Origin of the sequence: Delftia sp. CH05, assembly GCF_009827015.1 — a bacterium.
In the GTDB taxonomy this organism is placed as follows: Bacteria; Pseudomonadota; Gammaproteobacteria; order Burkholderiales; family Burkholderiaceae_C; genus Comamonas; species Comamonas tsuruhatensis.
In genome coordinates this window covers 20971-39023 of sequence record NZ_WUMG01000037.1, presented here as the reverse complement: position 1 = coordinate 39023, position 18053 = coordinate 20971, and the positions used below count along the sequence as shown (strand labels likewise).

Genomic DNA, 18053 nt, shown 5'->3' with positions numbered 1-18053 from the left:
TCAGACTCCTGTGGCGGCGGGACCCGCCCAGCGCCGCGACAGCCACAGCACCAGCCAGGTGATCAGCCCCAGGCTGATCGACAGGCTGGCGGCCAGGGCAAAGTTGGCGTAGTTGGTGAACTCGTTGTAGATGGTGATGGGCAGCACCTCGAACTTGCTCGACAGGGTGAAGGCCGTGCCGAAGGCGCCGACCGACGTGGCGAACACGATGGCGCCGCAGGCCAGCGTGGTGGGCAGCAGCTGCGGCCACCACACATCGCGCGCCACGCTCCAGCCATTGCCGCCCAGCGAGCGCGCGGCCTCTTCCAGGTGCGGGTCCAGCGCCTCGGCCGCTGCCGTGTAGGAGGCAATGGCGCGCGGCAGCGAGAAGTACAGGTAGCCCAGGAACAGGCCCAGCAGCCCGTAGGCGAAGGTGATCCGCTCGCCGCCCAGGGCCACCGACAGGTCGGCCAGCGCGCCCTGGCGCCCGCCCAGCAGGATGATGAAAAAGCCGATGATCACGCCCGGAAACGACAGCGGCAGCGTCAGCAGCGACAGCAGCAGGCCGCGCCCCGTGAAGCGGTGGCGCGCCAGCGCAATGCCCATCACCGCGCCGACCAGCAGCGTGGCCACGGTCACGGCCAGCGACAGGGCCAGCGTCTGCAGCAGGCTTTGCAGGTACAGCGCGTCGGTCAGCGTGGCGAAATAGGTGCGCCAGCCTTCACGCGCCGGCAGCGCCAGCAGCAGGCCGGCCGGCAGCAGCCAGAACGCCGCGAAGAAGGCCACGGCCGGCGCGCTGCAGGCCAGCAGCAGCGCGCGGGCGCGCCAGTCGCCTGGCGCTTGGGAGGGAATGCCCACGATGCAGTCCGCCCGGCTCAACGCACTTCACGCAGGTAGCGCGTGGAGAAGCCCTTTTGCACATCCGCCATCTTCTGGTAGTCCACCGAGGTGGCGCGTGCGTACTCGCTGGCGGGCAGGAAATGGCCGGCCACCTCCTTGGGCAGGGCCACGTCGCGCACGGGGCGCAGGTAGGCGTTGGCCCAGATGGACTGGCCCTTGTCGGACAGCACATAGTCCAGCACCTTCTTGCCGTTGTCCGTGTGCGGCGCCTTGTTCACCAGGCTCATCACATAGGGCATGACCACGGTGCCTTCCTTGGGGATCACGAAGTCCACGTCGGCCTTGTCCTTGTAGCGGGCGCGGTAGGCGTTGAAGTCGTAGTCCAGCAGGATGCCGATCTCGCCCGACAGCAGGCGCGCATACGAGGTCTGCTTGGGCACGATGGGCTCGTTCTTCTGCAGCTTCTTGAAGTAGTCGATGGCGGGCTGGAAGTTGTCCAGCGTGCCGCCCATGGCCTGGTTCACGGCCACGGCGCCCACATAGCCCACGAAGGCCGAGGCCGGGTCCAGGTAGCCCACCAGGCCTTTGTATTCGGGCTTGAGCAGGTCTGCCCAGGACTGCGGCACGGGCTTGCCGCCCAGCGCCGCCTTGTTGACCATGAAGCCCAGCGTGCCCGAATGGATGGTCACCCACTCGCCCTTGGGGTCCTTGAGGCCGGCGGGAACCTGGTCCCAGTGGGCGGGCTTGTAGGCGGCGACCACGCCGTCTTTCTGCGCCTGGATGGCGAAAGTCACGCCCAGGTAGGTCACATCGGCCACGGGGCTGGCCTTCTCGGCCACCAGCTGGGCCAGCGACTGGCCGGAGTTCTTGTTGTCGGGCGGCACGGTGATACCGGTATCGGCCTTGATGGCCTTGATCTGCGTGCCCCAGTCGGCCCATTCGGGCGGGCAGTTGTAGCAGATGGCGCTCTGGGCAAGGGCCGTTCCGCAGACGGCAGTGGTGGCGGCCAGCAAGGCAAGGCGCTTGAAGGAGAGCTTGAAGGGGAGGGCAGTCAGTTTCATGGTGCGTACTCGAAGAGGTGGGGGAGCGTGGGGAAGGGAAGGGCGCGGCCTTGGCTTGCGCGGGCCGCTGTTGTTGGTTTTAGAGCCGGCAGGACTCGCCGCTGCGCCAGCCATGCGGCAGGCACAGGCTGTCCTGCGCGGCCAGGGTTTTCTTGCCCGCCAGCGCATCGCACAGCAGGCGCACGCAGGCCGAGCCGATCTCGTGGTTGGGCTGGGAAATCGAGGCCAGCGAAGGCGTGAGATCGCCGGCCATGGCAATCCCGTCAAAGCCGACCACGCTCAGGTCCGCAGGCACGGAGAACCCGGCCAGCGATGCCGCGCGGATGGTGCGTATCGCCAGCAGATCGTTGCTGCAGACAATGGCCGTGGGCGGGGCCTGCTCGCTCAGGTGCTGCTGCAGCATCTGCACGGCGGTGGCAGCAAAGGGCACCTCCCAGGCGGGCAGCGGCGACAGGCCTGCGGCCTGCATGCCCAGCGCATAGCCACGGCAGCGCTGCTGGGCGCGGTCGGACGCGCGCAACTGGCCCGTGACCATGCCGATGCGGCTGTGGCCTGCCGCAGCCAGGCGCAGCACCAGCTCCCTGACCGCGCCCGTGTTGTCCACGCCCACGCAGGCATGCTCATGGGTGTGGTGATAGGCCAGCACATAGGGCTTGCCGGCCTGGCGCACACGCGCCAGCGCCGCCGAATCGCCAGGGTTGGAGACCACCAGCACCAGCGCATCCACCCCGCTGGCCAGCAGCCGCGTGGTGGCCGCGTCTTCACCGGCGTGGTCGTATTCGGTGGTGCAAGGCGAAATCGCATAGCCGCGCAGCGCCGCCTGTGAGGCAATGCCCTGCAGGCACTCGGCAAACACCGGATTGGTGAGCGTGGGCAGCACCACGCCCAGCACCTTGCTGCTGCGCGTGCGCAGCGTGCGGGCGCTGGCATTGGCCACATAGCCCACTTCCTGCGCCACACGCAGCACCGTGCTGCGCGTTTGCGCATTGACCACCTCCGGCGAATTGAAAACCCGCGAAACAGTGGCGACGGACAGGCCCGCGCGGCGTGCAACCTCGGTGATGCTCATGGATGTAAACGATTTCTTGAAAACGTTTACATTGCACCCGCTGCGCGTGACGGTGCGGTGACGGAGGAGTGAAGCTTTTGTGGCAGCCAGGCGTTTGGCGGCTTGGGCCCTGGCGTTGCCCGGTACCTAGACTGCCGTAGATGCAGCCCGCTGGCGCCGAATCCAGCTGATGAAGGCCGAAAGCTCTGCGTTGAAACGAGCTCTGGGTGCCTCGGGCGTCCTTGCCTGCGCCAGAAAGAAAGCCATGGACTGCGCCATTTCCGGATGGAGCTGCGCAAAGCAATCGGCGAACTCCTCCAGCGTGCGCGGCCAGAAGCCCCCTGAGCAGGGGCGCAGCACATTGGTGGCCCGGATCAGCTTGCGTGCGGCTTCGCGTTGCAGGCGCAGGGCCTCCATGTCGTCCCGGGTTCCGGCAATGCGCTGCAGGTAGTCGTTCAGCACCTGCACGTAGTCACCATTGACGGCTTGTGCAATCGCCCTGGACGGCTCGAACGCCTCAAACTGCTGCGCCAGGTCTTCTCCATGGATGCAGCGGCACTCATGCTTGAGCCAGTAGCCCCAGCTGTAGAGATGGGCCGGGTCCAGCACCTCTTGCCGAGTGCCCAGGTCGAAATCGATCTTCACGACTTCTGTGTGACGTAGTTGCAGGTCCTGGCGCAACTGCTCCAGCCGGGCGCTCTCCTGTCCACTAAGGGAGCGCACCAGCACCACCGTCAGGTCCAAGTCCGAGAAGCCCGCCCTTGCGCAGCCGCGCGCCACGCTGCCATACAGGTAGAGGCTGTCCAGCGCCTCGCCGAGGGCGCTGGCGATCGATGCGCGCGCATCTGCCACCAAATCCACAAATTCCGGCTGGATGGGGGCTCTGATAAAGACTTCGAGAGTGCCAGCGGAGCCGAGGTTGTTCATTGGTCTTGCAGTAGTGGAACGGGAGGCACGGCTCTGAGCCAGTCTCCTGCGAACAAGCCTGGAGCCTACAGGTCCCCTTCAGGGTCAGGCATAGGATTTGCAGCGATTGGAAACCGCATGCATCCCAGCGTGCGGGCGTCCATCATAAAAACACAACTCCAAGCCTCCTATGTCTTCATTCGATACCCAACTGCTGCTCATCGCGCTGGCCAGCGTGCTGGTCCTGGTCGCGCTGATCGTCTCGCGCGTCCGTCTTCATCCCCTGCTGGCGCTGCTGGTGGTTTCCATCGGCGTGGGCTTTGCCACGGGCATGGCGCCGGGCGAGATCGTCAAGAACCTCACCAACGGGGCGGGCAAGACGCTGGGCGCGGTGGGTGTGGTGATTGCCCTGGGCGCGATGCTGGGCAAGATCCTGGCGGACTCCGGCACCACCGAGCGGCTGGCCGGTGCCATCCTGCAGCGCACGTCCGAGCGCATGATTCCCTGGGCCATGACCCTGGTGGCCTTCGTGATCGGCATTCCCATGTTCTTCGAGGTGGGGCTGGTGGTCATGCTGCCGCTGATCTTCAGCGTGGCGCGCAAGCTGGAAAGCAATGAGCGCTTCAAGGGATCGGCCTATGTCTATGTGGGCGTGCCCGTGATCGCCGCGCTGGCCGCCATGCACGGCATGGTGCCGCCGCACCCCGGCCCGCTCACCGCCATTGCCACGCTGCACACCACGGTCGGCCCGACCATGCTGTACGGCTTTCTGGCCGTGATCCCCGCCATGGTGCTGGGCGGCCCGCTGTACGGCGCCTTCATCACGCCGCGCATGAGTACGCGCCCCGATGCAGCCCTGCTGGAGCAGTTCACATCAGGCAAGAAGGAAGGCGGGGAGGGCAGTGCGCCCAGCATCGGCATGGGCGTGCTGTGCGCCTTGCTGCCCGCGCTGCTGATGCTGGTGCATGCGCTGGCCGAGGTGCTGTTGCCCAAGGATTCGGGCCTGCTGCATGCGGCGGCCTTCCTGGGCAATCCGCTGGTGGCCATGCTGCTGGGCGTGGTGTTTGCCTCCATCACCCTGGGCTATCTGCGCGGCGCCGATGCAGAGAAGCTGCGCGACGCGCTGGGCCAGAGCCTCAAGCCCATCGCCGGCATCATGCTCATCATTGCGGGCGGCGGTGCGTTCCAGCAGATCCTGACCAGCGCCAAGGTGGGCGATGCCATCGTCCACATGACCCAGCAGTTCGCCCTGCCTCCGCTGGTGCTGGGCTGGATGATCGCCATGCTGCTGTCGGTGTCCACCGGCTCGGCCACCGTGGGCATCGTCGGCGCGGCTGGCCTGCTGGCGCCGCTGGCGGCCTCCGATCCTTCGCTGAACGTGCCGCTGCTGGCGCTGGCCATCGGCTGCGGCTCGCTGTTCTTCAACTATGCCAACCACGCGGGCTTCTGGATGGTGAAGGAGTCCTTCGGCATGAGCATGGGCGAGGCCACCAAGACCATTACCGTGGTGCAGTCCATCGTGTCCTTTGTGGGCCTGCTGATGGTGCTGCTGTTCAACCTGCTGCCCAAGCTGGGATAGGTGAAAGGCATGAGGCGGGCCGACGGCGGCCGCTTCGATGCCGCGGCAACCACCAAGGCAGTGCACTTCTTCCGGTTCGACTGCGAATTGCCCCAGTCGCGGCAGGGAAAATGCCGCCCCTTACAGGTGCGGTACCCGGCGCCGCTTCAACGCGGGTCCGGCAATTGACCTATACTGCTGGAGGTGCTGTCCTTGTTGTTCGCCTCCTCAGTGCCCGTCTGACATTCTTGCAGTCCCCGGACTGCCGTTGGCCGCCCACTGTGACGAAGTCCGCAACTGTCACTCCCATCGGCGAGCACCACGCGGGTCCAACACCCTTCCCCGGGCCCGCACTCTCCCTGCCACCTGCAGGGGCCTCTTTCCCTTTTTTCCGATGATCCGCTGCCTGTGTGCGGCGGTCATCCTGCGCTGGCCCAAGGCCGCAGCATGGTGCTGCACCGGCAACTTGCGGCGACGCACCCCTTTCAACATGTACTCACAGGAGTCCCATTGGCTAAAGAAGAACTGATCGAAATGCAAGGCCGGGTAGACGAAGTGCTGCCTGATTCCCGCTTCCGCGTAACGCTGGAAAACGGCCACCAGCTCATCGCCTATACCGGCGGAAAAATGCGCAAGCACCGCATCCGCGTGCTGGCCGGCGACAAGGTCACGCTCGAGATGTCGCCCTATGACCTGAACAAGGGCCGTCTCACGTTCCGTCATATTGAGCAACGCTCCGGCGGCGCCCCGGGCCAGCGCCCACCCCAGCGCCGCTGAGGTCTGCCAGCCCGCTCTTGCCTCGGAGCGGGCATGGGGGGTGCACAGAAAGGACCCGGCTTTGCGCCTGGTCCCATGGCCGGCAGCCCCGCCAGCCCGGCCGCCCGGGCGGCATCGGCCGGGACAGGCGAGTTCCCCGGCTTACTTGGACATTCCGTCCTTGCCCATGGAGTCCTTCTTCATTGCGTCCTTGGACATGCCATCCTTGTGCATGCCGTCCTTGTGCATGGAGTCCTTCTTCATTCCATCCTTGGACATGGAATCCTTCTTCATCCCGTCCTTGGACATGGAGTCCTTCTTCATCCCATCCTTGGACATGGAATCCTTGGTCATTGCGCCCTTGGACATGCCGTCCTTGGACATCTCATCCGCAGCGAATGCCGAGGTGGCGCCGGCCAGGGCGAGGCAGGCGGCGAGCACGGTGGTGGTGAACTTGGTCATTTGAGTCTTCCTTTGGATTAGCGGTTTGCAGGTTGCACAATCGGCCGGCCTTGCATGGCCCGGCCTCGCACCTTCGTTGGCGGCACAGCGGCTTGTGAGGCCGCTCAGCTGCCTCCGAACCAGTTGTAGCCCTGGTCTTCCCAGTAGCCGCCGGAGTAGGTGTTGGTGACGAACATGGCCTGGACGTGCTTCGGGTTCTTGTAGCCCAGCTTGGTGGGCATGCGAAGCTTCATCGGAAAGCCATATTTGGGCGGCAGGGGCTGCCCGTCGTAAGTCAATGCCATCAGCGTCTGCGGATGCAGGGCCGTGGCCATGTCGATACTGGTGAAGTAGTCGTCCACGCACTTGAAGCCGACGTACTTGGCGCTGGTGTCGGCGCCTATATGGCGCAGGAAATCGGCGAAACGCACGCCGCCCCAGCGGCCTATGGCGCTCCAGCCCTCCACGCAGATATGGCGCGTGATCTGTTCTTCCTGCGGCATGGCGCGCAGCTCGGCCAGGCTCCAGGCATGGCGATCGGCGACCATGCCGGTCACTTCCAGGCGCCAGCTGGCCTCGTCCACCTCGCGCACCTCGTCCTCGCCGTAGTAGGCATTGAAGGGGAAGGGGCGCGTGATCTCGGCTGCTGAATAGGTGGGCGCCAGCCGCGTGGGGCTGAACAGCAGGCCCTGCACGCGGTCGTTGAAGCGCGATACCTGGCTGAGCGCGGCCTCGACGTGGCTGTCATCGCTGATGCTGCAGCCCGTGAGCAGGGACAGGCCGCCCAGCGTCAGCGAGCGCTGCAAGAAGGCGCGGCGTGCGGGCTGGTCCAGCTTGCGGGCGATCAGCGAGCGTGCCTCGTGCACCACGGCCTCGCCATCGACGCCGGGCAGGGAAGGGGCTTTGAAGATTTTCATGGTGTCTTGGGCGCACGGCCGTGGATCATGGTCAGGAAGGTCCGGGGCACCAGGGCGACCATTGCCAGGTGCACCACCACAAAGGCGACCAGCGCAGCCATGCCGAAGAAGTGCACGCGCCTTGCGGACTCATAGCCGCCCAGCAGCTCGCGCAGCAGCGGGAACTGCACCGACTTCCAGAGCACCAGGCCCGACAGCACGATCACCACCAGGTCCAGCACCACGAACAGGTAGGCCAGCTTTTGCACATGGTTGTAGCGGGCCGGGTCGGCATGCGAGAGCCGGCCCTTGAGGGCGGACACCAGGTCCTGCCGCACGCCCTGCACCGTGATGGGAAAGAACTTGCGCAGCCACCGGCCGCTGGCGATGTTGAGCAGCAGGTACAGCAGCCCGTTGAACACCAGCAGCCACATGGCCGCGAAATGCCATTGCAGCGCCCCGCCCAGCCAGCCGCCCAGAGTGATCGAGCCCGGAAAGGTGAAATCAAAGAACGGCGCCGCGTTGTAGATGCGCCAGCCGCTGGTCACCAGGATGACCACGGCCAGCGCATTGAGCCAATGCGTGAGGCGCAGCCACAGCGGGTGGATGCGCTGGCCATCCTGGGGCTGTGCCGGTTGAGGGGTGATGAGGGCGGTGTTCATAGGTCCCATTGTTGGAGGGACCCTGTAGCGGATGTATCACGCAAACTTCAATTAATCGTGATAACTCCCAAGGCCGGCTCAGCCCGCCTGCGCGCACCCGGCCAGATAGTCCACCAGCGTGCGCGCCGCAGGCGATAGCCGGCTGCCGTCCCTGAAGCAGATGGCGAACTGGCGCCGCGCCCAGGCATCGGTGAGCGGCACCATGTGCACACCCTGCGCGCCCTGCACGCCCTGACCGGGGCCCGCCATGCCCAGGATCTCCCTGGGCATGATGGCCACGCCCAGGCCGGCGCGCACGCAGCGGATCGTGGCGTCGAAGGAGCTGACCACGGCGCGGTAATTGAGGGGCCGGCCGATGATGGCCGCCGCCCGCGCCAGCATGGTGTAGACGGCCGTGGAGGCGGGCAGGCCCACATGCTCGCAATCCAGCGTTTCGCTGAAGCTGCAGCTATCGCGCAAGGCCAGCGGGTGGCCGGCCGGCACGGCCACGGCCAGGGTGTCGCAGCGGTAGGGCAGGGTCTGCAAGCCCTCCAGATCGGCTGCGTTCCAGCACACGCCCACCAGGGCCAGGCCTTCGCGGATGGACCGGATGATTTCGCTGCTGGTCAGCTCCTCGATGTCCACGCGGATCTGCGCGTGCTCGGGCTTTTGCAGAAAGGCCGCAATGTCATCGGGCAGCGACTCGGCAATCGACGAGACCGAGGCCAGTATCCGCACCTGTCCCTTCACGCCATGCTGGTAGGCCGCCATGTCGCGGGCCGCGCGGTCGGCGCTGGCCAGCATGGCGCGTGCATGCTCCAGCAGCATCAGCCCGGCTGCGGTGGGCACCACGCCCCGGCGGTGGCGCTCCAGCAGCGGGGCCTGCACCTGCTCTTCCAGCAGCGCCATGCGCTTGCTGATGGCCGATGAGCCGATGTGCTGCTGCTCGCCCGCGCGGGCGATGTTGCCCAGGTCGCAGGCCGCGACAAAGAGCCGCAGGGTGGTCAGGTCCAGGTCTTTCATGGCGGTTATGGATTTCCATTTGGGAAACTCTGAGCCGAAAAATTATCGCTTCTGCACGCTGGTGGGAATGTCTAAAGTGCCATTCAAGACAAACCACCCTACGCGAACCTTCCCATGCCAGAACCCATCCGTGCCCTGCAGTCCGCCGTCATCCGCGAGGTCGGCCTGCGCGATGGCCTGCAAAGCATCCAGACCGTGCTGTCCACCGAGCGCAAGAAGGAATGGATACGCGACGCCTACGCTGCCGGCCAGCGCGAGATCGAAGTCGGCTCCTTTGTCCCCGCACGCCTGCTGCCGCAACTGGCCGACACGGGCGAGCTGGTGGCCTATGCCCGAACGCTGCCGGGCCTGTTCGTCTCCGTGCTGGTGCCCAATCTGCGCGGAGCCGAAAGCGCCCTTGCCAGCGGGGCCGACCTGATGCTGGTGCCGCTGTCGGCCAGCCATGCCCACAGCCTGGCCAACCTGCGCAAGACGCCCGATGAGGTCGTGGCCGAGGTGGCCCGCATGCGTGCCGCACGCGATGCCGCAGGTTCGAAGATGCTGATCGAAGGCGGCATTGGCACGGCCTTCGGCTGCACGCTGCAGGGCCGGGTGGAGCCGGCCGAGGTGCTGCGCTGCATGCAGGCCTTGCTGGACGCGGGGGCCGACCGCGTCAGCATGGCCGACACCGTGGGCCATGGCGGGCCGGGCCAGGTGCAATCGCTGTTCGAGCAGGCGCGGCGCATTGCGGGCGAACGCTTTTGGTGCGGCCACTTCCACGACACGCGCGGCCTGGCGCTGGCCAATGTGCATGCGGCCCTGCAAACCGGCGTCACGCGCTTCGACGCCACGCTGGCCGGCATCGGCGGCTGCCCCCATGCGCCCGGCGCCAGCGGCAATGCCTCCACCGAAGACCTGGCCTTCATGCTGGACACCATGGACATCGACACGGGCCTGGACATCGAGGCCCTGCTGCGCCTGCGCGCCAAGGTGGCCGCCTGGCTGGATGGCGAAAGCCTGCATGGCGCACTGTGGCGCGCGGGCCTGCCGCGCAGCGTCACCGCCGACGCAACCACCGCCGCTGCATGAACCCCTTACCTTCCCACGAGCACACCTGTATGGCCACCGAACCCCTGCTGCCGCTGTCCGGCATCCGCGTCATCGAATTCACCCACATGGTCATGGGCCCCACCTGCGGCATGATCCTGGCCGACCTGGGCGCCGAAGTCATCAAGGTCGAGCCGCCGGGCGGCGACAAAACGCGCACGCTGCCCGGCCTGGGCATCGGCTTTTTCCGCAGCTTCAACCGCAACAAGAAAAGCGTGGTGCTGGACATCACCACCGAAGCGGGCCGCGCCACCGCTGCCGAGCTGGCCGCTGGCAGCGATGTGGTACTGGAGAACTTCCGCCCCGGCCTCATGCAGTCCCTGGGCCTGGACTACGCCACGCTGTCGCAGCGCGCGCCCGGTCTCATCTACGTCAGCCACAAGGGCTTTCTGCCCGGCCCCTACGAAAAGCGCCTGGCGCTGGACGAGGTGGTGCAGATGATGGGCGGCCTGTCGTACATGACCGGCCCTGTGGGCCGGCCGCTGCGCGCGGGCACCAGCGTCAACGACATCATGGGCGGCATGTTCGGCGCCATCGGCGTGCTCGCGGCCCTGCGCGAGCGTGAGCGCACCGGGCGCGGCCAGGAGGTGCAAAGCGCGCTGTTCGAGAACTGCGTCTTCCTGTCCTCCCAGCACATGCAGCAGTACCTGATGACGGGAGAGGCACCGCCGCCCATGCCCTCGCGCGTGTCGGCCTGGAGCGTCTACGACGTGTTCACCCTGGCCGGTGGCGAGCAACTGTTCATCGGCGCCGTCAGCGACAAGCAGTTCGCCACCCTGTGCCGCGTGCTGGACCGCGCCGACCTGCTGCAGCGCCCCGAATACGCCGACAACGCCGCCCGTGTGGCCGTGCGCCCCCAACTGCTGGCCGAGCTGGGCGCCATCCTGGCCAGCCATGAATCGGCCCGGCTTGCGCCGCAGCTGGAGGCCGCAGGCATTCCCTACGCGCCCATCACGCGGCCCGAGCAACTGGTGGACGACCCGCACCTGCGCCAAAGCGGCGGCCTGGCTTCCATGCAGACCGAAGACGGCGGCCAGACCGACGTGGTGCTGCTGCCCCTGCTCATGAACGGCCACCGTCCCGGCGTGCGCATGCCGCTGGCCGGGATTGGCGAGCACACCGAAGAAATCCTCGGAGCCCTTGCATCACGGACCTGACAGCCATCCCCGGGCGCCGAAGGCCGCAGAAAAACCACCCCGGCGCGCATGAGACAACACAAAAAGGAGACAACCCCATGCACTCGTCCCATCCCTTCCGCCGCCGCACCCTGCTGGCCCTGGCCGGCGCATCGCTGGGGGCCGCTGCCCTGGGCGTGCGCGCCCAAAATGGCACGCCGCTGCGCGTCATCCTGCCCGTGGGGGCAGGCTCGGGCGCCGACACCATCGTGCGCTCGGCCCAGACTGCGCTGGTGCGCTCGCTGGGCGGCCAGCCCGTGGTCATGGAGAACCTGCCGGGCGCGGGCGGCATCACGGGAACGCAGGCCCTGGTCAAGGCGCCGGCCGATGGCAACACCATCGCCTTCATCTCCAACAACCACGCCGTCAACCCCAGCGTCTTCAAGAAGCTGCCCTACGACAGCCTGGCCGACATCACGCCGCTGTCCATCGTCGGCGGTTCGCCCTTCGTGCTGGTCGTCCACCCCAAGGTGGCGGCGCGCAATGCGCGCGAACTGCAGGCGCTCATGAAGGCGCGGCCCGGCGACCTCAACTACGCCTCGTCCGGCAACGGCACCATCTTCCACCTCGCGGCCGAAGTCTTTCTGGACGCGGCCGGCGCCACGGCACGCCACATTCCCTACAAGGGCGTGGGCCAGATGGTGGTGGACCTGCTCAGCGGGCAGGTGGACTTCGGCGTGATCGCCGTGGGCACTGCGCAGGCGCACCTCAAATCCGGCGCGCTGCGTGCCATCGGCATCATGGGTCGCGAGCGCGTGGCGTCGCTGCCCGATGTGCCCACCGTGGCAGAGCAGGGCTTTCCCGGCGTGGACATCGCCGGCTGGGTGGCCGCCATCGGCCCCAAGGGCATGCCGCCCGCCCAGGTGCGGCGCCTGCACGACGGCATCGCCTCTGCCTTTGCCGACCCCGAGGTCAAGGCCGGCTTTGCACGGCGCGACGAATACACCGTGCTCAACAGCCCCGAGGCCGCAGCCCAGTTCCTGCGCTCCGAGCAGGAACGCTTTGCGCGCCTGGTCAAGAAGGCCAATGTCACGCTGGAATAAAAACTCGGCCCTCTGACTGCTAAGGACAATGCTGGGGCTGTGATCAGCGGGGCGGAGTGGGTGCTGTTGCCGCTGGATCCGCAGCCGGTTGGCCGGACGACATCACCGCCTCCAGCCCGCTTCTCGGGAAGACCGGGCTGTAGTTCACCTGGATCTCGGAGAGCTTGTCATTCACCCGCGTCGTCATGAAATAGCGCGGCATGCCGAATCCCACTTTCATCACCAGGCCGCGAAGTTCGGAGAGGGCGCCGACCTTCACATCGGGATCGACCAGCACGGCAATGCGAACCGTACTTTTGGCATCGGGGGCAGCGGTCAGCTTCCTGGAGAGTGTGTTTCTCAACTGAGCCGGACTGACCCGCTGGCCATCCAGGCTGTACGGGCGATCATTGCCGCTTGCCGCATGCATTTCGATCACGGTCAGATCTGCAGCAAGAGCGGGTGGGCCGAGCAGGGCGGCCAGCAGCAGGAATCTTGTTGGTTTCATGGTTCTGTTGTGCGATGCAGCGCTTGTTGACTCACTCGCTCTGTGAGCTTGTACCAGCTCGTCCCCACTTCTCCCAATTTCCCCCCAGATTGGTCGCAAGAATTCCTGTGCAACTCCAGGAAAAGACCATGATTGATTTCTCGCAAACCAACGCTTCACGCATTCGCCCGGCCCTTGTGCTGGCTGTGGCGGCCTTCGCGGCGGCCTGCAGCCATGCGCAGGGCCACGGGGGGCACGGCAATCCGCCGTCGCCGCCGCCCGAGGCCTATACGGCCTGCCAGGGCAAGGCCGAGGGTGACAGCGTGACGCTGACCATGCCCGATGGCAAGACGCTGGCCGGCACCTGCCGCAGCCTGAACGGGCAACTGGTGGCCATGCCGGCCGGCGGGCCCGGCGCAGGCGGGCCGCCGCCCCATCCGCAGCAGTGATCGCGTGGCCCGGCGGGCCACGCCGCCGGGCTGTCTGCAACCCCACGGGCCTGCGCACAGGCCCTCATGAAAAAGCCATCCCCATGAACCACTCTCAAGATGCCCACGACCTGGGCCTTCAGCACGATCTGCAAGTCATGGCGCGCCGCCTGTTCGACCGGCGCCGCATGCTGGGCCTGATGGCCTCTGGCGGCGCCGTGGCGCTTCTGTCTGCCTGTGGCGGCGGTGGTGATTCCAGTGATTCGACAGGAACCGGTACGGGCACCGGATCCGGATCCGGAACCGGAACCGGAACGGGCACAGACACGGGTACGGGCACAGGTACTGGAACCACGACCGGCACCTGCATGGTCGATCCCACGGAAACCGAAGGCCCTTACCCCGCCGACGGCTCCAACGGCTCGCGCGGCAGTTTGGTCAACGTGCTGTCGCAAAGCGGCGTGGTGCGCAGCGACCTGCGCAGCAGCTTTGGCGGCATGAGCGGCACGGCTGCGGGCCTGCCGCTGACGCTCAAGATCACCCTGGTCAACGTCGGCACCAACTGCAGCCCGCTGGAAGGCTATGCCATCTACCTGTGGCATTGCACCCGCGAGGGCGAGTATTCGCTGTACTCCACCGACCTGCTCAACCAGAACTTCCTGCGCGGCGTGCAGGCGACGGACAGCAATGGCGAATGCACCTTTGTGACCATCTTCCCGGGCTGCTATGACGGGCGTTGGCCGCACATGCACTTCGAGGTGTTCCGCAGCCTCAACACGGCCGGCAGCTACACCAACAAGCTGCTGACCTCGCAGATGGCCGTGCCCAAGGACATCGCCAGCGCCGTCTATGCCGGTGTCAGCGGCTACAGCGCCAGCGTCTCCAACCTGTCGCGGGTCAGCGTGACATCGGACAATGTCTTCGGCGACAACACCAGCGAGCAGATCGCCTGGCAGACGCCCACCTTCACCGGAGACACCACCAATGGCCACACCGCCACGATATCCATCGGCATTGCCGTCTGACGCAGCAACTGAATGAGCCTCCGCCTCCCGCGACTGAAGCTGCAGCACAAGGCCTTCTTCGCCCTGGCCGTGCTGCTGGTGGCCCTGCTGCTGGTGTTTCTCGGCTTCTCGCGCCTGGGCCTGCAACGGGGCCTGGGCCCGTACATGGCCGAGGTGGAGCTGACCGGCATGGACGGGCTGGCCGAGCGGCTGGTCCAGCACCATGAGCAAAACGGCGGCTGGGATGCGGCGCGCGCCAACCCCGGTTTCTGGCGCGACATGGTGCGCCCGGGCGCAGGCATGGGCCGGGGCTTTCCTGCGGGCGAGCCCGGGCCACGGCCCCCCATGCCCATGCCGGAGCCGAGGCCTGGTTTTGAGGGAAGCCACGGTCCGGGGCCAGGTCCGGAGTTTCCACCGCCACCTGGGCCGGAAGGCGGAGAGCCTGCCGATCGCTCCGACCGTACAGACCGCCCAGGCCGCCCAGGCCCGCCGCCGGACCGCCCCTTCGGCGGCCCGTGGGCGCGCGTGGGCCTGCTGGATGCCCAGGGCCAACTCATCTCCGGCATGGCGCCGCAGCCAGGCGCGGCGCACCGCGTTCTGCGCGCCGTCAACGGGCAGGCCATTGGCGAGATCGTGCTGTCCCCCGTGCAGACCGGGCAGGGCATGCAGCGCGACCTGGACCGCGCTTTCCTCGCGCAGCAGATGGGTTTTGTGGCCTGGACCGGGCTGGCCGGCCTGCTGTTGGCGCTGCTGCTGTCGGCCTGGCTCACGCGGCGCTGGCTGGAGCCGCTGACCGCCTTTGTCGACGGCCTGCGCGGCATTGCGGCCGGGCGGCTGGACACGCGCGTGGCCATCAAGGGCGATGCGGAGCTGGCTCGCCTTGCGGAAACCTTCAACGACATGGCCGTGCAGCTGGCCACCATGGAAGCTTCGCGCCAGCGCTGGCTGGCCGACGTGGCGCATGAGCTGCGCACACCCCTGTCCACCATGCGCGCCGAGGTCGAGGCCGTGCAGGACGGCGTGCTGCCCATGGACGACCGCATGGCGCTGCGCCTGCACCGGCAGATCATGCGGCTGATACGGCTGGTCAGCGACCTGCGCGTGAGCCTGGACGACCCGCAGGCCCTGCACGGCTCGGGCCATGTGCCCGTGCATGTGCTGACCCTGCTGGGCGAGGCACTGGACGGCGCGCGGCCCGGCTTCGAGCAGGTGGGCATCGGCCTGGACCGCTCCACCGTGGACCAGCTGGCCGCGCGCGTTCCGCCGCCGCTGGTGCAGGGCGACCCGCACCGGCTGCACCAGGTGTTTGCCAACCTGCTGGAAAACAGCCTGCGCTACACGGCTGCGGGCGGGCAGCTGCAGGTGTCCGCCGAAATCGTCCAATTGCAGGACCGCAGCATGCTGCAGCTGCGCTGGGACGACACGGCTCCCGGCGTGGCCAGCCAGCACCTGCCGCGCCTGTTCGACCGCCTTTACCGCGTGGACGCCTCCCGCGTGCGCGACGGCGACGGCCTGGGCGGCTCCGGCCTGGGGCTGGCCATCTGCCGCACCATCGTCCAGGCCCATGGCGGCAGCATCGAGGCCGCCGCCTCGCCGCTGGGCGGCCTGCGCATCACGCTGTGGCTGCCCTTGCTGGAAAATCCCGCGCCATGAAGCCTGCCCGCATCCTCCTGGTCGAAGACGAAACCGACATGGCCGCCATCGTCATCGACTACCTGCGCCATGCAGGCTACGAAGTCGAGCACATCCGCCACGGGCGCGACGCGCTGGACCGCATGCTGCGCTCCCCGCCCGACCTCACTTTGCTGGACATCATGCTGCCGGGGCTGGACGGCCTGGACATCCTGCGCCAGTTCCGCCCCCACAGCGCCAGCCCCGTCATCTTGCTCACCGCGCGTGTCGAGGAAATGGACCGCCTGCTGGGCCTGGAGCTGGGCGCGGACGACTACATCTGCAAGCCCTTCGCCCCGCGCGAAGTCGTGGCCCGCGTCAAGGCCGTGCTGCGCCGCAGTGCCGGCCCCGGCCCCGCGCAGCAACGCCTGACGCTGCTGCCCGAGCAGGGCCGCGCCATGCTCAACGGCAGCGTGCTGCCGCTGACCAAGCGGGAGCTGACCTTGCTGCAGGCCCTGATGCGCCAGCCCGGCCGCCTGTACTCCCGCGCGCAGCTGCTGGAGCTGGCCTGCGCCGACACGCTGGACGTGAACGAACGCGCCATCGACAGCCACATCAAGAACCTGCGCAAAAAGCTCAAGGCGGCGGACGACCGCCATGAGTGGATTCGCTCCGTCTATGGCGTGGGCTTTGCGTTCGAGCCCGATGGCGGTTCCGACACGCGGGCGCAGTGAAGGCCCGGCGAGGGCAGGGCGCAGCCCCTACCTCGACTCGTCGAGGTGCTCCATGAACGTGGTGCCCGTGTAGCGGGAGCGGAACAGGCCGGCCTCCACCAGGCGCGGCACCAGCTGCTCCAGCACGCAATGCAGGGACTCGACGGAGCCGCCGGGCGCGGCCAGAAAGCCGTCGATGGCGCCGGCGGCGCTCCACTCGGTGATCTGCGCCACGGCATCGTCCACCGTGCCGACCACCTGCCAGTGCGCGGCGGAGAGGATTTCCGGCCGCTGCAGCAGCTGGTCGATGCGCAATGACTCGCGCTCCATCAGGCGCCTGAGCAGGCCCGCATGCGTGCGGCTGGACGGGGTTGCCACGGGCGGCGGAAGGTCGGCTGCGGTGATCGGCCGGTCTGCGGGCCAGTCCGTCAGGTCCAGGCCGACCATGGCCTTGATCGATGCCAGCTTGCGGCCCCTGTCCACCCGGCCGTGCGTCTGCTGGAACATCTCCCGGGCCTGCTCGCGGGTGTCGGCCAGGTACAGGCTCAGGCCGGGCAGCAGGCGCACATCCTGCGCCTGCCGCCCATGGCGCTGGGCGCGCCGAGACAGGTCCCGGCGCAGCTCCAGCGCTGCGTCCAGGTCCGGCGTGGGGGCGAAAACAATGTCTGCCACCGATGCGGCAAAGTCGCGCCCGGTGCTGGACGCGCCCGCCTGCACCAGCGGAATGCGCGGGCCACCGAACTCCGGCAGGTTCAGCGGGCCGCGCACCTTCAGGTGCGGTCCCTCGTGGTCTATGGGGTGGACCAGCGAGGCATCGGCGTAGCGGCCGCTGTCCCGGTCGATCTTCAAGGCCTCGTTGGGGAAGCTGGCCCACAGCCGGCGCACCACGTCGGTGAACTCTGCGGCCCGCGCATAGCGTTCATCGGCATCGGGCATGGCCTGCAGCCCGAAGTTCTCGTGGCCCTGCAGGGCCGTGACGATGTTCCACCCGGCGCGGCCGTTGCTGATCCAGTGCAGCGACTGCAGCTGGCGCGCCACCGCATAGGGCGGGAAAAACGTGGTCGATACCGTGGACACCAGGCCGATGCGCGAGGTCTCGCGCGCCAGCGCTGCCATCAGCACCGTGGGGTCCAGGCTGGCGAAGCCTGCGCCCGTCTCCAGCGCCTCCATGGGCAGAAAGCTCACGTCGGGGCGGAAGACGAAGTCCAGGTGCGCGGCCTCGGCGCGCCGGGCCAGGTCCAGGGCGAAGTCGCTGGAGTACAGCCCTTCGATATTGCTGCCGGGCCGCCGCCAGGCGTCGCCGCTCAGCCAGGTGGGGGCCAGCGAAAGGCCGATGTGCAGGGGTTTGCGGGTTGTCATGTCTGCTGTCATTCCCATC

19 protein-coding genes are annotated in these 18053 nt (G+C 67.5%); 9 read left to right on the top strand and 10 right to left on the bottom strand.

Annotated features, from left to right (window positions below; genetic code table 11):
• The 4 genes from GRX31_RS22670 to GRX31_RS22655 all read right to left on the bottom strand — a co-directional run bounded on the left by GRX31_RS22670 (position 1) and on the right by GRX31_RS22655 (position 3789).
• Positions 1 to 858 (bottom strand): ABC transporter permease, encoded by an 858-nt coding sequence (locus GRX31_RS22670; protein ID WP_160854938.1) that lies wholly within the window; start codon positions 856 to 858, stop codon positions 1 to 3.
• Entirely contained in the window at positions 855 to 1880 is a 1026-nt protein-coding gene (locus tag GRX31_RS22665) for an ABC transporter substrate-binding protein (RefSeq protein ID WP_017407209.1), read from the bottom strand. The genes GRX31_RS22670 and GRX31_RS22665 overlap by 4 nt, the downstream gene beginning before the upstream one ends.
• Positions 1881 to 1959: 79 nt before the next feature.
• On the bottom strand, positions 1960 to 2949 hold the full coding sequence (locus tag GRX31_RS22660) for a LacI family DNA-binding transcriptional regulator (protein ID WP_160854936.1): 990 nt from the start codon (positions 2947 to 2949) through the stop codon (positions 1960 to 1962).
• 126 nt (positions 2950 to 3075) lie between these two features.
• Positions 3076 to 3789, bottom strand: a complete 714-nt coding sequence (locus GRX31_RS22655; RefSeq protein WP_337193975.1) for a nucleotidyltransferase domain-containing protein — start codon at positions 3787 to 3789, stop codon at positions 3076 to 3078.
• 235 nt (positions 3790 to 4024) lie between these two features.
• Between GRX31_RS22655 and GRX31_RS22650 the strand changes: the two genes are divergently transcribed.
• A complete protein-coding gene (locus tag GRX31_RS22650) occupies positions 4025 to 5413 on the top strand; it encodes a GntP family permease (protein WP_160854932.1) in 1389 nt (462 codons plus the stop codon).
• A 489-nt stretch (positions 5414 to 5902) separates the two neighbouring features.
• A complete protein-coding gene (gene infA, locus GRX31_RS22645; protein ID WP_016448120.1) occupies positions 5903 to 6169 on the top strand; it encodes a translation initiation factor IF-1 in 267 nt (88 codons plus the stop codon).
• A 141-nt stretch (positions 6170 to 6310) separates the two neighbouring features.
• Here the strand turns inward: infA and GRX31_RS22640 are convergent, their stop codons facing one another.
• From GRX31_RS22640 to GRX31_RS22625, 4 genes are all read right to left on the bottom strand, one after another.
• On the bottom strand, positions 6311 to 6610 hold the full coding sequence (locus GRX31_RS22640) for a pentapeptide MXKDX repeat protein (protein WP_016448119.1): 300 nt from the start codon (positions 6608 to 6610) through the stop codon (positions 6311 to 6313).
• Positions 6611 to 6714: 104 nt separating this feature from the next.
• Positions 6715 to 7506, bottom strand: coding sequence for a molybdopterin-dependent oxidoreductase (locus GRX31_RS22635; RefSeq protein WP_160854930.1), 792 nt, complete (start codon positions 7504 to 7506; stop codon positions 6715 to 6717).
• Positions 7503 to 8156 (bottom strand): cytochrome b/b6 domain-containing protein, encoded by a 654-nt coding sequence (locus tag GRX31_RS22630; protein WP_160854929.1) that lies wholly within the window; start codon positions 8154 to 8156, stop codon positions 7503 to 7505. The genes GRX31_RS22635 and GRX31_RS22630 overlap by 4 nt, the downstream gene beginning before the upstream one ends.
• A gap of 69 nt (positions 8157 to 8225) precedes the next feature.
• Positions 8226 to 9149: a LysR family transcriptional regulator gene (locus GRX31_RS22625; RefSeq protein ID WP_160854928.1), complete on the bottom strand. Its 924-nt coding sequence runs from the start codon at positions 9147 to 9149 to the stop codon at positions 8226 to 8228.
• A gap of 114 nt (positions 9150 to 9263) precedes the next feature.
• Here GRX31_RS22625 and GRX31_RS22620 point away from each other — a divergent pair, with 114 nt between their 5' ends.
• The 3 genes from GRX31_RS22620 to GRX31_RS22610 all read left to right on the top strand — a co-directional run bounded on the left by GRX31_RS22620 (position 9264) and on the right by GRX31_RS22610 (position 12453).
• Positions 9264 to 10217, top strand: a complete 954-nt coding sequence (locus GRX31_RS22620) for a hydroxymethylglutaryl-CoA lyase (RefSeq protein ID WP_160854927.1) — start codon at positions 9264 to 9266, stop codon at positions 10215 to 10217.
• Between the two features lie 29 nt (positions 10218 to 10246).
• Positions 10247 to 11392, top strand: coding sequence for a CoA transferase (locus tag GRX31_RS22615; protein WP_017407219.1), 1146 nt, complete (start codon positions 10247 to 10249; stop codon positions 11390 to 11392).
• A gap of 77 nt (positions 11393 to 11469) precedes the next feature.
• Positions 11470 to 12453: a tripartite tricarboxylate transporter substrate binding protein gene (locus tag GRX31_RS22610; RefSeq protein ID WP_160854926.1), complete on the top strand. Its 984-nt coding sequence runs from the start codon at positions 11470 to 11472 to the stop codon at positions 12451 to 12453.
• A gap of 43 nt (positions 12454 to 12496) precedes the next feature.
• On the opposite strand, the gene GRX31_RS22605 is transcribed toward GRX31_RS22610, so the two are convergent.
• Positions 12497 to 12940 (bottom strand): hypothetical protein, encoded by a 444-nt coding sequence (locus GRX31_RS22605; RefSeq protein ID WP_017407221.1) that lies wholly within the window; start codon positions 12938 to 12940, stop codon positions 12497 to 12499.
• Positions 12941 to 13068: 128 nt separating this feature from the next.
• Between GRX31_RS22605 and GRX31_RS22600 the strand changes: the two genes are divergently transcribed.
• From GRX31_RS22600 to GRX31_RS22585, 4 genes are all read left to right on the top strand, one after another.
• Positions 13069 to 13368, top strand: a complete 300-nt coding sequence (locus tag GRX31_RS22600; protein ID WP_016448111.1) for a hypothetical protein — start codon at positions 13069 to 13071, stop codon at positions 13366 to 13368.
• 83 nt (positions 13369 to 13451) lie between these two features.
• Positions 13452 to 14372 carry a dioxygenase family protein gene (locus tag GRX31_RS22595; RefSeq protein ID WP_160854925.1) on the top strand — a complete coding sequence of 307 codons (921 nt, stop codon included), beginning with the start codon at positions 13452 to 13454 and terminating at the stop codon, positions 14370 to 14372.
• A 12-nt stretch (positions 14373 to 14384) separates the two neighbouring features.
• Positions 14385 to 16004, top strand: coding sequence for an ATP-binding protein (locus GRX31_RS22590; protein WP_160854924.1), 1620 nt, complete (start codon positions 14385 to 14387; stop codon positions 16002 to 16004).
• Complete coding sequence (locus tag GRX31_RS22585) at positions 16001 to 16696, top strand: response regulator (RefSeq protein WP_160854923.1); 696 nt, start codon at positions 16001 to 16003, stop codon at positions 16694 to 16696. Before GRX31_RS22590 ends, GRX31_RS22585 begins: the two co-directional genes overlap by 4 nt.
• 27 nt (positions 16697 to 16723) lie before the next feature.
• Here the strand turns inward: GRX31_RS22585 and GRX31_RS22580 are convergent, their stop codons facing one another.
• Positions 16724 to 18034, bottom strand: a complete 1311-nt coding sequence (locus GRX31_RS22580; RefSeq protein ID WP_160854922.1) for an NtaA/DmoA family FMN-dependent monooxygenase — start codon at positions 18032 to 18034, stop codon at positions 16724 to 16726.
• Positions 18035 to 18053: the final 19 nt, after the last annotated feature.